The 14,516-nt window shown below is 71.6% G+C and carries 14 protein-coding genes; 9 read left to right on the forward strand and 5 right to left on the reverse strand.

Features of this window, described 5'->3' with window-relative positions:
* Positions 1-53: 53 nt before the first annotated feature.
* On the reverse strand, positions 54-653 hold the full coding sequence (locus J2X36_RS10100) for a hypothetical protein (RefSeq protein ID WP_310349114.1): 600 nt from the start codon (positions 651-653) through the stop codon (positions 54-56).
* A 13-nt stretch (positions 654-666) separates the two neighbouring features.
* The gene (locus tag J2X36_RS10105; RefSeq protein WP_132251587.1) at positions 667-1,155 is read right to left on the reverse strand and encodes a hypothetical protein; all 489 of its coding nucleotides are present in this window, start codon (positions 1,153-1,155) and stop codon (positions 667-669) included.
* A gap of 260 nt (positions 1,156-1,415) precedes the next feature.
* On the opposite strand from J2X36_RS10105, the gene J2X36_RS10110 reads away from it, so the two are divergent.
* The 5 genes from J2X36_RS10110 to J2X36_RS10130 all read left to right on the forward strand — a co-directional run bounded on the left by J2X36_RS10110 (position 1,416) and on the right by J2X36_RS10130 (position 8,007).
* Positions 1,416-3,080, forward strand: a complete 1,665-nt coding sequence (locus J2X36_RS10110) for an alpha-amylase family protein (RefSeq protein WP_310349117.1) — start codon at positions 1,416-1,418, stop codon at positions 3,078-3,080.
* Between the two features lie 85 nt (positions 3,081-3,165).
* Positions 3,166-3,813, forward strand: coding sequence for an MBL fold metallo-hydrolase (locus tag J2X36_RS10115; protein WP_132251582.1), 648 nt, complete (start codon positions 3,166-3,168; stop codon positions 3,811-3,813).
* Positions 3,814-4,009: 196 nt separating this feature from the next.
* Positions 4,010-6,457, forward strand: a complete 2,448-nt coding sequence (gene gyrB, locus J2X36_RS10120) for a DNA topoisomerase (ATP-hydrolyzing) subunit B (protein WP_310349120.1) — start codon at positions 4,010-4,012, stop codon at positions 6,455-6,457.
* A 139-nt stretch (positions 6,458-6,596) separates the two neighbouring features.
* Entirely contained in the window at positions 6,597-7,646 is a 1,050-nt protein-coding gene (selD, locus tag J2X36_RS10125; protein WP_310349122.1) for a selenide, water dikinase SelD, read from the forward strand.
* A gap of 97 nt (positions 7,647-7,743) precedes the next feature.
* Positions 7,744-8,007, forward strand: coding sequence for a YARHG domain-containing protein (locus J2X36_RS10130; protein WP_310349124.1), 264 nt, complete (start codon positions 7,744-7,746; stop codon positions 8,005-8,007).
* Between the two features lie 3 nt (positions 8,008-8,010).
* Here the strand turns inward: J2X36_RS10130 and selA are convergent, their stop codons facing one another.
* Positions 8,011-9,405 (reverse strand): L-seryl-tRNA(Sec) selenium transferase, encoded by a 1,395-nt coding sequence (selA, locus tag J2X36_RS10135; protein WP_310349125.1) that lies wholly within the window; start codon positions 9,403-9,405, stop codon positions 8,011-8,013.
* Between the two features lie 213 nt (positions 9,406-9,618).
* On the opposite strand from selA, the gene J2X36_RS10140 reads away from it, so the two are divergent.
* Positions 9,619-10,278 (forward strand): ParA family protein, encoded by a 660-nt coding sequence (locus tag J2X36_RS10140; protein ID WP_310349127.1) that lies wholly within the window; start codon positions 9,619-9,621, stop codon positions 10,276-10,278.
* Between the two features lie 205 nt (positions 10,279-10,483).
* Complete coding sequence (locus tag J2X36_RS10145; protein ID WP_310349128.1) at positions 10,484-10,771, forward strand: hypothetical protein; 288 nt, start codon at positions 10,484-10,486, stop codon at positions 10,769-10,771.
* A gap of 7 nt (positions 10,772-10,778) precedes the next feature.
* On the opposite strand, the gene J2X36_RS10150 is transcribed toward J2X36_RS10145, so the two are convergent.
* Entirely contained in the window at positions 10,779-11,453 is a 675-nt protein-coding gene (locus tag J2X36_RS10150; protein ID WP_310349130.1) for an HAD family hydrolase, read from the reverse strand.
* Positions 11,454-11,559: 106 nt separating this feature from the next.
* Here J2X36_RS10150 and J2X36_RS10155 point away from each other — a divergent pair, with 106 nt between their 5' ends.
* Positions 11,560-12,180 (forward strand): DUF938 domain-containing protein, encoded by a 621-nt coding sequence (locus tag J2X36_RS10155; protein ID WP_310349132.1) that lies wholly within the window; start codon positions 11,560-11,562, stop codon positions 12,178-12,180.
* A gap of 137 nt (positions 12,181-12,317) precedes the next feature.
* Positions 12,318-13,070 carry an aminoglycoside adenylyltransferase domain-containing protein gene (locus J2X36_RS10160; protein WP_310349134.1) on the forward strand — a complete coding sequence of 251 codons (753 nt, stop codon included), beginning with the start codon at positions 12,318-12,320 and terminating at the stop codon, positions 13,068-13,070.
* Here J2X36_RS10160 and J2X36_RS10165 read toward each other — a convergent pair.
* The gene (locus J2X36_RS10165) at positions 13,058-14,512 is read right to left on the reverse strand and encodes a PepSY domain-containing protein (protein WP_310349135.1); all 1,455 of its coding nucleotides are present in this window, start codon (positions 14,510-14,512) and stop codon (positions 13,058-13,060) included. The two genes, J2X36_RS10160 and J2X36_RS10165, sit on opposite strands and share 13 nt — an antisense overlap.
* Positions 14,513-14,516: the final 4 nt, after the last annotated feature.

Below are 14,516 nucleotides of genomic sequence, written 5' to 3' on the forward strand. Positions count from 1 at the left end.
GCCGATCAAGCGCGGCCGTCCCGACCCCAGATGGGGATGACAACGCGGCTGATTTAAGGTGCCCGGCCCTCGGCCCCCCGGATCGTGAAGGGCTGCTCGACCGGCGTGCTCGTCTTGCGGACCGTGTCGTTGAGCGTGAAGACGAGGACGTAGTCGCCGGGCGGCGCCCCGTCGAGCGTGATCGTGAGGTTGAGGAAGAACTCGCGCGCCGGCGCATGGCTTGTCAGGCTGTAGCTCTGGAACGCCTTCTGGCTGCCGAGTTCCTCGCCGGTGCGGGTCCGGATCGAGAAGTCGATCGTTCCCTCGAAGGTATGGAGGTCGCCGGACTTGCGATAGCCGAAGCCGATGGGCTCGACGTAGCTGAGGAGCGGCTCGCCCGGCGCGAAGACATTCGAGCCGCGCCGGTCGTAGTCGCCGTAGAGGGCCGCCTTCCGATTGACGAACATCGCGCGGCGGGTCGAGAAGGGCAGGCGCCCCCAGGCTTCCGAGGCCGCGCGCTCGGCCGCCTCGTACTCGCCGATGCTGGAGCCCGCGGCGGCGTTCTGCCCGGCTCCGACCTTCGCCTTCGCGCCAGACCAGAAATCGTCGGCAGCCGCGGCCGGCCCCAGGGCGAGACAGGCCGCCAGGGGTGCGGCAAGGATGGTGCGCATCATGCCTCTCCCTCCCTCACTTGATCGGCCGCACGCTGTTCATGATCGCCGAGATCTCGGCCTTGTGGGAGGCGCGCTCCTCCTCCGAGCCCCAGAGGGTGAGCATGATCACTTGGTTCTCGCCGCCGCTGAGGAGCACGAAGTCGACGATGGTCTTCCCGTTCGCGTCCTTGGTGTCGTAGCGCAGCACGGTGCCGGAGGCGCCGTTGAAGTCCATCTCCTTCTCGAGCGGCTTCACGCTGTCGTCGATCTCGTTCTCGCGCATCCAGGCGCGGTTCGTCTCGAGCATCGCGTCGAGCTTCTTCTTGCTCGCATACTCGACGTAGAAGACCACCTCGTCGTCCGGTGATCGGGCGGAGAAGCCGAAATCAATTTCCCGGACCTTCCAGCTGTCGGGCACGACGACCGTCATGGCCGGATTCTTCGGAGGCACCGCGAAATTCCGCGCCTCGGCCGGAAGCGCCAGCGCCGCGCAGAGCAGGGCGCCGATCAGGATACGTCTCATGGTCTGCCTTTTTCGAGTTCAGGCAGACCGCCTCATCTGCCCCCGAGCCTCCCTTAATCGAAGAAGATTGACGCCACTTCCCACTTTCGGGCCGCGGCGACGCCCTTCTGCCCTTCGGAACCGCCTGGAAGCTGAATTCCGGCGTCAAGGTGAAGGATCCGTCGCCGCGCACGGATCTGAAATGGCAGCGCGACCAAGTTGCAACCTTGAGCGTTAGGGTCTCGGCCGCCGCACCACCCGGGCCGTCCCTCGGAGACCGCATGATCACCGATCTCTGGTACAAGAACGCCGTCATCTACTGCCTGTCGGTGCGCACCTTCATGGATGCGAACGGCGACGGGATCGGCGATTTCGCGGGTCTGGAGCGGCGGCTCGACTACCTGCAAGGACTCGGGATCACGGCCATCTGGCTGATGCCGTTCCAGCCCTCGCCGAAGAAGGACGGCGGCTACGACATCTCGGATTATTACGGGGTCGACCCCGATTACGGCTCGCTCGGCGACTTCGTCGCCTTCACGCACGCCGCCAAGCAGCGGGGATTGCGCGTCATCATCGATCTCGTGGTCAACCACACCTCGGACCGGCACCGCTGGTTCCAGTCGGCGCGCTCCGACCCGGACTCACCCCACCGCGACTGGTACGTCTGGTCGGCCGAGAAGCCCGCCAACGCCGACGAGGGCATGGTCTTTCCCGGCGTGCAGAAGACGACCTGGACCTACGACGCGAAGGCGAAGGCCTACTACTTCCACCGCTTCTTCGACTTCCAGCCCGACCTCAACACCGCGAACCCGGAAGTGCAGGCCGAGATCCTGAAGATCATGGGCTTCTGGATCGAGCTCGGCGTCTCGGGCTTCCGCATGGACGCGGTCCCCTTCGTCATCGCCAAGAAGGGTGCCGACGTGACGGGCGAGCCGGTCGAGCAGTTCGACATGCTGCGCGACTTCCGCGAGTTCCTGCAGTGGCGGAAGGGCGACGCGATCATCCTGGCGGAAGCGAACATCCTCCCGAAGCAGGACCTCGACTATTTCGGCGACGACGCCGATCGCATGCACATGATGTTCAACTTCCAGGTCAATCAGGCGACCTTCTACGCGCTCGCCGCCGGCGACACGCGCCCCCTCATCAAGGCCATCGACAAGACCTGGCAGCGCCCGGCCTCCGCCCAGTGGGCGACCTTCCTGCGCAATCACGACGAGCTGGACCTCGGGCGGCTGACCGAGAAGCAGCGCCAGACCGTGTTCGACGCCTTCGGACCGGACAAGGACATGCAGCTCTACGAGCGCGGCATCCGCCGCCGCCTCGCGCCGATGCTGCAGGGCGATTCCCGCCGGATCCGCCTCGCCTACGCGCTGATGCTCGGCCTGCCCGGCACCCCGGTCCTGCGCTACGGCGACGAGATCGGCATGGGCGACGATCTCTCACTGAAGGAGCGCGATTGCGCCCGCACCCCGATGCAGTGGACGGGTGAGAGGAACGGCGGCTTCACGAAGTCGGAGCGGCCGACCATGCCGGTGATCGGCAAGGGGCCTTACGGATACGAGCACGTCAACGTCGCCGACCAGCGCCACGACAAGGATTCGCTGCTCGCCTGGATGCAGAGCATGATCCGCCTTCGCAAGGAGGCGCCCGAGATCGGCTGGGGCGCAGTGACCGCCCTCGAGACCGGCGAGAGCGCCGTGCTCGCCCTGCGCTACGATTGGCGCAACAACGCCGTGCTCTGCGTGTTCAACCTCGCCGCCCGCCCGATCGAGATCCAGTTGGCGACGGGCATCGAGCCGCCGGAAGGCGATCTCCTGATCGACCTCCTGACCGGCGCCCGCAGCGCCGGGGAGAGGGGGCGCCACGTCCTCTGCCTCGAAGGCTACGGCTATCACTGGTACCGGGTCGGCGGGCTCGACGCCCTGCTGAAGCGCAGCCCGGCCTGAAGGCGATTCGCGCAGGGCGCGAAGGCGCGCTAGAAGGGCCGGCCCGTCCCGCCCCGTCCGGGCGACAAACCCGAAACGAGTCCCGATGCCAGGCACGCCCCGCGCCGGAATCATCCCGGTCACGCCCTTCCAGCAGAATTGCACCCTGATCTGGGACGAGGCCACCAAGGTCGGCGCCGTGGTCGATCCGGGCGGCGACCTCGACCGGATCGAGGCGGCGATCCGCGAGCAGGGCATCACGATCGAGAAGATCCTGCTCACGCACGGCCACATCGACCACGCAGGCGGCGCGGCGGAGCTGCGCGAGCGCCTCGGCAACGTGCCCGTCGAGGGCCCGCACGAGGCCGACCGTTTCCTGCTCGATTCCCTGCCCGAGACCGGCGCCGGCTACGGCATCGCGGGTGCGCGCGCCGTCACGCCGGACCGTTGGCTCGATGAGGGCGACCGGGTTGAGGTCGGCCCGCTCGCCTTCGACATCCTGCACGCCCCCGGCCACTCGCCGGGCAGCGTCGTGTTCGTGAGCCGGGACGCGCGCTTCGCCCTCGTCGGCGACGTGGTGTTCAAGGGCTCGGTCGGCCGCACGGACCTGCCGGGGGGCAACCATGCCGAGCTCATCCGCGCGATCAAGGAGAAGGTGCTGCCGCTCGGCGACGATCTCGCCTTCATCCCCGGCCACGGCCCGACGGGAACGCTCGGCGAGGAGCGATTGACCAACCCGTTCCTCCAGGATTGAGGCCCGGCGGAATGCCCCTAACGCGGCATTAACGCGATGCCGCGACAAAGGGGAGACACAGGGACCTCCGGGCGCCTGAAACCATCGTAATTTCAAGGCGGAACCCCTATATCAGGCGGGTCAGACGAATCGCAGGCGCGCGGCCCAGGCGACTTTAGAGCGGGCCGCGCGGCGACCCGCCTGCCCGAGGAACTTCATGGCCGACAATCCGCAGACTGAGAACGCCGAGACCTACGGCGCGGAATCGATCCGGGTGCTCAAGGGGCTCGATGCCGTGCGCAAGCGGCCGGGCATGTATATCGGCGACACCGATGACGGTTCGGGCCTCCACCACATGGTCTACGAGGTGGTGGACAACGCCATCGACGAGGCGCTGGCGGGTCACGCCGACCTCGTCACCGTGACGCTGAACGCCGACGGCTCCTGCACCGTGTCCGACAACGGCCGCGGAATCCCGGTGGACATCCACAAGGAGGAGGGCGTCTCGGCGGCCGAGGTCATCATGACCCAGCTGCACGCGGGCGGTAAGTTCGACCAGAATTCCTACAAGGTCTCCGGGGGATTGCACGGCGTCGGCGTCTCGGTTGTGAACGCCCTCTCGACGCTGCTCCGCCTGCGCATCTGGCGCAACGGCCAGGAGCACATGATGGAGTTCCGCCACGGCGACGCGGTGGCGCCCCTGAAGGTCGTGGGCGATGCCGGCGGCCGGCGCGGGACGGAAGTGACCTTCCTGCCCTCGCCTCAGACCTTCACGATGGTCGAGTTCGACTACCCGACGCTGGAGAAGCGCCTGCGGGAGCTCGCCTTCCTGAATTCCGGCGTGCGCATCGTGCTCACCGACGCGCGCCACGCCGAGCACAAGCGCGAGGAGCTCTGCTACCAGGGCGGCATCGAGGCGTTCGTGCGCTACCTCGACCGCTCGCGCAAGCCGATCGAGGGCATGACGAAGCCGGTGACCGTGTGCTCAGAGCGCGACGGCATCCGGGTCGAGGTGGCGTTCTGGTGGAACGACTCGTTCAACGAGACCGTGCTGCCCTTCACGAACAACATCCCGCAGCGCGACGGCGGCACCCACATGGCGGGTTTCCGCGCGGCCCTGACGCGCCAGATCACGGGCTACGCCGAATCCTCGGGCATCGCCAAGAAGGAGAAGGTCGCGCTGACCGGCGAGGATTGCCGGGAGGGCCTGACCGCGGTCATCTCCGTCCAGGTGCCGGACCCGAAATTCTCGTCGCAGACGAAGGACAAGCTCGTCTCCTCCGAGGTCCGCCCGGCCGTCGAGAACGTGCTGAACGAGGGGCTCTCGAACTGGCTTGAGGAGAATCCGGGCCAGGCCCGGTCCGTGATGGGCAAGGTTGTGCTCGCGGCCTCCGCACGCGAGGCGGCCCGCAAGGCCCGCGAGACCGTGACCCGCAAGGGCGCGCTCGACATCGCCTCGCTGCCCGGCAAGCTCGCCGATTGCCAGGAGCGCGACCCGACGAAATGCGAGATCCTGCTGGTGGAGGGCGATTCCGCCGGCGGCTCGGCCAAGCAGGGTCGCGACCGCACCTTCCAGGCGGTGCTGCCGCTGCGCGGCAAGATCCTCAACGTCGAGCGCGTGCGGGCGGACCGGATGCTGTCCTCGGCCGAGATCGGCACGCTGATCACGGCGCTCGGCGCCGGCATCGGCCGCTCGTCGACGGACCGCGAGGGCTTCAACCCCGAGAAGCTGCGCTACCACCGGATCATCATCATGACCGATGCGGACGTGGACGGCTCGCACATCCGCACCCTGCTGCTGACCTTCTTCTTCCGGCAGATGCCGGAGGTGATCGAGCGCGGCCACCTCTACATCGCGCAGCCGCCCCTCTACAAAGCCGAGCGCGGGCGCAAGGCGATCTACCTGAAGGACGAGCGCGCGCTCGAGGATTACCTCATCGACCAGGGCGTCGAGGGCGCGATCCTGCGGCTCGCGTCCGGCACCGAATTCCAGGGCGAGCAGCTCAAGGCCCTCGTCGAGGAGGCGCGGGGCTTCCGGTCGATCCTGCAGGGCCTGCACACGCGCTACGACCGTGCGGTGGTGGAGCAGGCGGTGATCGCGGGCGCCTTCCGGCCGGAGGCCGCCGAGCACGCGGGCGAGGCCGAGGTGCTGGCCGACATGATGGCCAAGCGCATGGACATCATCGCCGACGAGATCGAGCAGGGCTGGCAGGGCGAGGCGGCCGAGGGCGGCTACGTGCTGAGCCGGACGCTGCGCGGCGTGCGTCAGGTCGCGACGCTCGACGCCTCCCTGATCGCCTCGCAGGAGGCCCGCCGCCTCGCGGAGCGGGCCGACGCGCTCCGCGAGATCTACGGCGAGCCCGTGACGCTCGCCCGCAAGGGCGACGAGACGCAATTGCACGGGCCCGTCGGGCTGTTCGAGGCGGTGATGGCCTTCGGCCGCAAGGGGCTGCAGCTCCAGCGCTACAAGGGCCTCGGCGAGATGACCGCCCAACAGCTCTGGGAAACGACGCTCGACCGCGACGTGCGCTCGCTCCTGCAGGTGAAGGTCAAGGACACGACCGACGCGGACGACCTGTTCGTCAAGCTGATGGGCGACGTGGTGGAGCCCCGCCGCGAGTTCATCCAGGAGAACGCGCTGAGCGTGGCGAATCTCGACGTGTGACGGGACGGCCGGCGGCTGGCCGCCGGCCCCAGCCCTGACGGCACGGCCGCTCGGCGCGCGACTGCGTGACCGCCGCGTTCGCCGTCGTCACGGCGTGCTCCCCCTGCTAGGCAGGTCCGGACGATGCTCCGGAGGGATCATGGACGCGCGACCGCCCCGCCTCACGAGCCTCGCCCACGGGGGCGGCTGCGGCTGCAAGCTCGACCCGGCGATCCTGCGGGGCCTCCTCGCGAACCAGCCCGCGGCCGGCCCTTTCGAGCGTCTCCTCGTCGGCAACGAGACCGCCGACGACGCGGCCGTCTGGGCCCTCGACGACGGCACCTGCCTGATCGCCACCACGGACTTCTTCACGCCGATGGTCGACGACCCGCGCGATTTCGGGCGCATCGCCGCCACGAACGCGATCTCGGACGTCTACGCCATGGGCGGCCGGCCGATCCTGGCGCTCGCCATCCTCGGCATGCCGGTCGGCAAGATCGCGCCGGAGACGGTGGCCGAGATCCTCGCGGGCGGGGCGGGCCTGTGCGCCGAGGCCGGGATCCCGATCGCGGGCGGGCACTCGATCGACGCGCCGGAGCCGATCTACGGCCTCGCCGTGATCGGGCTCGCCCGGCGCGAGCAGGTCCGGCGCAACAGCGGCGCCGTCACCGGTGACGCCCTCGTCCTGACCAAGGGCATCGGCGTCGGCATCTACTCGGCGGCGATCCGGCGGGATGGCCTGCCCCAGGGCGGATATGCCGAGTTCCTGGCCACCACCACGCTCCTCAACAGGATCGGCACGGATCTCGCGGCCGACCCGGACGTCCACGCCATGACCGACGTCACCGGCTTCGGCCTCATCGGGCACGGGCTGGAACTCGCCCGCGGGGCCGGCCTCGCGGTCGTGATCGAGGCCGGGGCGGTGCCCCTGCTCGTCCATGCCGAGAGACTGGCGCGGGAGGGCCTCGTCACCGGCGCGTCGCACCGCAACTGGGCCGCCTTCGGGGCGGAAGTCGCGCTGCCGAAGGGGCTTCCGGACTGGCGGCGCCACCTCCTCACGGATCCGCAGACCTCGGGTGGGCTCCTCGTCTCCTGCGCGCCGGGGAGCGCCGCGTCGATCCGCGACCGGATCCGGGCGGCGGGCTACCCGGCGGCGGCGATCGTCGGCCGGGTCGAGGCCGGCCCCGCCGGGCTGCGGGTCGAGGCGTAGCGGCATCGTGCCGAAGGCGGGGCTTGCGCAGACCGCCCCGCTTCGCAGGGGCCTGCGGATGTGACAGGGTCCGCCCGCCTTCCCCGGAGCTGATTCCGTGCGCCGCCTCCAGATCCTGTGCCTCGTCCTCGTCTGCGCCTCGCCGGCCCGGGCGGCCTTCCCCTGCGACGAGCTGTGGGGCGAACGCAACGCCGTCTACGCGGAGGCCGGCTACTGCTTCCGGACGCCGCGGGGCATCGCCGCCTTCGGCAATGCGCAATGCCGCTACGACGACATCCGCGACGTACCGCTCTCGGCCCGCGACCGGGCGAAGGTGGCCGACATCGTGCGCGAGGAGCGGCGCAACGGCTGCCGGGAGTGAGCCTCAGGGCGGGGCGAGGGCGGCCATCGCGGCGAGGAAGCCGTCCTCGTCCTCCAGCGTCCGCAGGTCGAGGCGCAGCGCGCCCTCGCTGACGCGCCCGATCACCGGCGTCGGCAGCCCGCGCAACGTGGCGGCGAGCCCCTTCAGCCACGCACCGGCCTTCCGCTCGCCCGGTGGCGGGCGCAGCACGAGGCAGGCGCTCGGCAACGTCTCGACCGGCAACGCGCCGGAGCCGATCTGGCTCAGGCAGGGCTCGACCGTGACCGATGCGCGGTCGCGGAGACGGTCGGAGACGGGTCCTGAGAGCCGCTCGGCCTGCGCCCGGATGTCGGCGGCCTCCCGGGTGAGGAGGCGCAGGGTCGGCAGACGCTCGCGCAGGCGCTCCGGATGGAGGTAGAGCCGCAGCGTCGCCTCCAGGGCGGCGTAGGTCAACTTGTCGACCCGCAGCGCCCGCTTCAGTGGATTCCGGCGGATGCGGGCGAGGAGGTCCCGGCGCCCCGCGATCAGCCCGCACTGGACGGCGCCGAGGAGCTTGTCGCCGGAGAAGGTGACGCAGCCGGCATGCCGGAGGGCCGCCTGCACGGTGGGTTCCGGCGGCAATCCGTAGGCCGCGAGATCGACGAGGTTGCCGCTGCCGAGGTCGATCGCGAAGGGGACGCCCCGCTCGCCGCAGAGGCGGCTGAGCTCGGGCTCGGAGGCCTCCGCCGTGAAGCCCCGGATCGCGTAATTGCTCGGATGGACCTTCAGGACGAGGCCGGTGCGTGGGCCGATGGCCTCGTCGTAATCGCTCAGATGCGTGCGGTTCGTGGTGCCGACCTCGCGCAGGCGGCAGCCGGCGCGGGCCATCACGTCGGGCACTCGGAAGGACCCGCCGATCTCGACGAGTTCGCCGCGGGAGACGATGACCTCCCGGCGCATCGCGAGGGCGTTGAGGACGAGGAGCACGGCCGCGGCATTGTTGTTGACGACGATCGCCGCCTCGGCCCCGGTCAGGCGGCAGACCAGGGCCTCGACATGGCTGTCGCGCTCGCCCCGCTCGCCGCGGTCGAGGTCGAATTCGAGGTTGGCGGCCCGCGTCATGACCGCGGCGACCGCCTGCGCGGCTTCCGGCGGCAGCAACGCCCGGCCGAGATTGGTGTGGAGCACCGTGCCGGTGAGGTTGAAGACCGGGCGCAGCGAGGGCCGGGCCTCCTCGGCGAGGCGCGTCGCCGCCGCGTCGAGGAGCGCGGCCTCGTCGCCGAGGGGGAGGCGGCCCTGGCGGACGGCGTCGAGGACGGCGCGGACCGCGTCCGCGACGGCGCTGCGGCCGTGGGCGGCGATCGAAGCGGCGGCGGATTCGTGCGCGAGCAGGCGCTCGACGGAGGGGGGGCGCCGGGTGCCGGCCGGGTTCGGGGACATGCGGGAGAGGGCCGTTTTCGGGGCGTAGGGGGACGCACGACGATGATCGCGTGCGATCATAACTCGGACATCGCGACGTAGATCGCGATCATCGGCGCGGATCTCCGGCAGCGAGGGCTTGCCAGGGCCCGCCATCTCTCCTCAAATGGCACCCGCGCCGCAATGCGACACGGCCGGCACCTCCGCGCGAGGCCGGGCAGGAGGGGAGCCGCCGTGCAGGTGATCCTGATCGCGACGCAGAAGGGCGGGGCGGGCAAGAGCACGCTCGCCGCGCATTTCGGGGCGCTCGCCGCCCGCGACGGCCGCACCCTCCTCGTCGATGCCGACCCGCAGGGCTCGCTCTCCTTCTGGCACCGCCAGCGCGCCGCCGAGGCGCCGCAGCTCGTCCAGGCGGACGCGGCCGCGGTCCCGGACACGCTGGAGCGGGCGAAGGCGGAGCGGGCGGAGTGGGTCGTCATCGACAGCCCGCCGCACAACGCGCCCCTGATCTCCTCGCTGATGAGCCGGGCGAGCCTGACGCTGATCCCCGTCCGGCCCGGCCCGTTCGACCTCGACGCCGTCGGCGCGACGCTCGCCATGGCCCGCAGCCTCGGGGCGCGGATCGCCTGCCTGATCAACGCCGCGCCCCCGATGACGCGGCTCGGCCGGCCGACCAGCATCGTCGCCGAGACCCGCACGGTGCTGACCGATCTCGGCGCCCCGGTGCTGCCCGGGCAGGTCTCGCAGCGGGCGAGCCTGTCGCACGCGCTGATCAGCGGCCAGTCGGTCGGCGAGTACGATCCCGGCAGCCGCGCGGCCGAGGAGGTCGGCGCGATGTGGTCGACGGTGGTCGACCTCGTCCGGCCCGCCAAGGCTCGCAGAACCCGAAGGTAGATGGCCCATGGCCCGAAGAAGCCGCCCCTCCCTCACCAGCCTGACGCCGCGCCCGCAGGAACCGCGCCCCGAGGCGCGCCCTCATGAGTCGCGGCCGCAAGAGGCCGATCCGCGGCCGCAAGTGGCCGATCCGCGGCCGCTGCCGCTCTCGACGACGCCGCCGCGGCCCGAACCGGCGCGCGGCGCCTCCGGGGGCCCGAGGCTGATGCAACTCTGGGTGAACGCACCGGGCTTCGCCGAGCTCAGCCGGCTCGCGGAGGAGCGGGGCGTCCCGGTCGAGGCCCTGGGCGTCGAGGCGCTGAACGACCTCCTGATCAAGCACCGCCGCCCGCCCGTGGTGGAGGGGAAGACGGCGCGGCCGGGCGCGGGCGCCGCGCCGGCGGCCTTTGCCCTGGCGCCGTTCCCGGTCTGGCCCGCCTCCCCCGCGACGTGGTGGTACGAGACCTTCACCGCGCCGATGCTGGCCGCCTGGACGGGCCGCAAGCCGAAATGAGGCCGGCTCAGCGCCGGCCGCCCACCTCGTCGAGATGGACGAGAAGGTCGGCCGGGTCCTCGTAGACCCGCACCGCGCCCGAGCGCTCCAGTTCGTCCGTGCCGTAGCCGCCGGACAGGAGGCCGACGCCGAGCCCCTTGCAGCGGCGGGCCGCCAGCATGTCCCAGATGCTGTCGCCGACGATCACCGAATGGTCGATGCGCACGCCGAGCCGCTCGGCCGCCGCCAGGAACAGGTCCGGATCGGGTTTCGCATATTTCACCCTATCCCGTGTCACCACCGGCACCGCGCCCGGGTCGATCCCGAGGGCGTCGAGGTTGGCCTTGGCCGTCTCCATCCGGCCGCTCGTGGCGATGGCCCTGGGGATGCCCGCCTCGGTGAGGGCGGCGAGCAGCGCCTGCGCGCCCGGCAGCGGCACGATCTGGCCCGAGAGCCCGGCATAGGCCTCGGCGTGGAGGCGGCGCAGCCGGTCGACGCGCTCGGGGCTGATCTCGAGATCCGTCTCGCGCAGGAGCTGGTTGGTGAACAGGCCGCCGCTCATGCCGATCTTGCGGTGGATGCGCCAGACGGACAGGGCGATGCCCTCCGCGTCGAGCGCCTGCTTCCAGGCCAGCACGTGCTGGTACACGCTGTCGACGAGGGTCCCGTCGAGGTCGAACAGGAAGTTGGTCTCGATCCGCATCGGCGCCTCCGGGCTGCCCCCGAGGGAAGATCGGGCCGGAGGCCGACGGGAAAAGGGCCTCGCGCGGACGTGAAGTGCCTGAGACGAGGGAGCGGAGGCAGCTGCGATGCAGGAAAGGGACGGAACGGACGGAGCGCTGCACGCGCCCGCGACCCTGCGCAACCGCGAGCCGATCCTCGCGGTGCTGGCCCGGATCCTCCCCGCGACCGGGCTCGTGCTGGAAGTGGCGAGCGGCTCGGGCGAGCACGCGGTGCATTTCGCCCGCTTCCTGCCGCACCTCACGATCCAGCCGAGCGATCCGAGCGGGGAGGCGCTCGCCAGCATCGCGGCACACCGGCGCCTTGCCGGGCTCGCCAACCTGCGCGCGCCCGTGCCCCTCGACGCCGCGAGCGCGGACTGGCCGCTGGCGCGGGCCGACGCGGTCCTGGCGATCAACATGATCCACATCGCGCCCTTTTCCGCGGCGGAAGGTCTGATGGCGGGGGCGGAGCGGCTGCTGCCACCGGGCGCTCCCCTCGTCCTCTACGGCCCCTTCCTGGAGGCGGATATCGAGACGGCCGAGAGCAACCGTGCCTTCGACGCGGACCTGCGCCGCCGCGACCCGGCCTGGGGCCTGCGCGACCGCGATGCGGTGACGAATCTCGCCCGGCAGCACGGCTTCGCCCTGGCGGAGCGCGTCGCGATGCCCGCGAACAACCTCACCCTCGTGTTCCGGCGCGCGGGCTGAGGTTCGGGAGACGAGGACGAGCCCAAGAACGCCGCCGCAGCCACGCCCACCTTGCGGGGCAGGCTGCGCTTCCGGTCTCCGGCGATAACGGGGCCAGCCCGCGCGGGAGGATGCCGAGAGGATGCCGAGAGGATGCGATGAGGCGGACCCTCGACGCCTACCGGGTGGAGCTGTCCCGGGCCGGCACCCCACGCCTGGACGGCCTCTACTTCGTCGGCTCGGTGGCGCTCGGCGCCTATCAGGCTGGCCAAAGCGACATCGACGTCCTGGCCGTTCTCGCCGAGCCGCCCGACGAAGCTGCGATCGCGGGGCTCGCATCTCTCCACCGCGCGATGGCGGAGCGGGGGAAACCCGATCTCGACGCCGTCTACGCCACGCTCGATCGCCTCCGCAGGCCGGAGCAGGACGCGCTGCCGACGCCCTTTGCCGTCGACGGCATCCTCCACACCGATCGGCGCTGCAACGGCCTCAACGCGGTGCTGCGGCAATGCCTCGTCGAGCACGGCCTCGTCCTGTTCGGGCCACCGGTCGCGGCGCTCGGCATCGCGGCCGACCGCGATGCCGAGCGCTACGTCCGCGACAATCTCGGCACCTACTGGCGGCCCTGGATCGAAGCGGCGGCGGGCACCATCGCCGCGCGGCGGCCGGACGGGGATGTCGACGCGGCGGCCCTGTCCACCGGCGCCCTCGGCGTGGCCCGCATCGCGGCGACGATCGAGACCGGCGCGATCGTCTCGAAGAGCGCGGCCGGCCATTGGGCGCTCGAGCGCTTCCCCGGCTGGGACGACGTGCTCGCCCAGCGCGAGGGCCGCGTCGCGCGCGCCGGCCTCGACGGGGGCGAGCGGGTGCTCGCCTTCATGCGCCTCGTCGTGGACCGCTACGCCGCCTGACTCCGCACCCCGGATGGCCGGCTCCCGCCGCGGGGACGGCGCAGCCGGCGCCAGCCGAGCACCACGCCGGTGAGGGCGACGACGAGGCCGAGCCCGTTCAGCAGCCCTTGCGCGAGGTCCCAGGCCGGCCGGTGGCCGATCAGGAGAGGAAAGTCGAGGCGGTGGAGCCCCGCGAACAGCCAGCGGTGGACGCGCCCGCTCCGGTCGAGCCGGTCGAGGAGTTCGCCCGTCCCCGCATCGACGTGGAACCAGGTCGCGGCGGCGTCGTCGAAGACGAGGCGGAGCACGGGCAGGGGCTTCGTGTCGTGGTGGGCGTACCAGTAGGCGTCGTAGGCCGCGAGCCGCTCGACGCGGGCGAGGCTCGCGCCCTGCATCAGGCCCGGCGCGGCCGCGCGGATCGCCGCCTCCTCGACCGGCGGGCTGACGCGGCTGCCGCCCGACGCGTCGAGGGCGAGGAGATGGCTGCCGCCGCCGAGGCCAAGGAAACGCAGGGCCACGGTGTCCGGCCGGTCGGCCTCCCGGATCCCGGCAAGGCCCGGCAGCGGCGCCGCCCCGGCATAGGCCGCCCGCATCTGCGGGTCCGGCGCGGGTCCGGAGAACCAGCGGTTCGGGTTCATCGAGAGCCAGCCGCTGACGACGAAGGTGAGGATCCCCAGGCCCCCTACGATCCCGAACAGGTGGTGCAGGCGGCCGATGCCCTGGTAGGGCGTGGCGGCGCCCGAGGGGTAGCGCCGCCGCGGGCGCAGGCGCCAGATGCCGAGGACGAGCCCGCTCGCGGCGCCCGCGATCCCGATGCCCGAGACCCAGAGCACCACGTCGCGCCACAGGTCGGGGCGGGCGCGCAGCGGCGTCGGGTAGAGCCAGTGCGGCACCGCCCCGAGCCAGTTCCAGAAGCGCTCGCGGGCCCGCGTGTCGAGCACGACGGCGCCGGTGACGGAGGAGACGTAGAGCTCGGTGCCCGCAGCGTCGCCGAGTTCGACCACGTGGAAGGGGCGCAGGGCGTCGTAGCGGCCCGCCACCGTCCACTGGTCGCGCGCGAGGCTGCGCAGGCGAGCCTCGGGGCCGGCTCGGACCAGGGCGAGAGCCGCCCCGGCCGCGACAGGGGGCAGGACCTCGCCGCTGACCGCCGAGACCGCGAGCGGCCGCCCCTCCGCCGTCACGATCCGGTAGACCGGCTCGTCGCCCCGCATCTCCAGGTCGAGGGAGCGGGGCCGGGCCGAGAGCCCCGCGGCCGCCAGCGCGCGCGCCGGCTCGACGCCGAGGCGGTCGAGGGCGAGCGGCCGCAGGCCCGCCAGCCGCTCGGCCTCCGTCAGGCTCGGGAACGGCACGTAGAGCAGGACGAGGCCGGACAGCAGCCAGACCGCGAAGAACAGGCCCGTGCCGATGCCGAGCCAGCGGTGGCCGAGGACGAGCCATCGCTTGACGCGCTTCAAACCCCGCATCGCG

The organism is Methylobacterium sp. BE186 (assembly GCF_031457035.1).
Lineage (GTDB): Bacteria > Pseudomonadota > Alphaproteobacteria > Rhizobiales > Beijerinckiaceae > Methylobacterium > Methylobacterium segetis.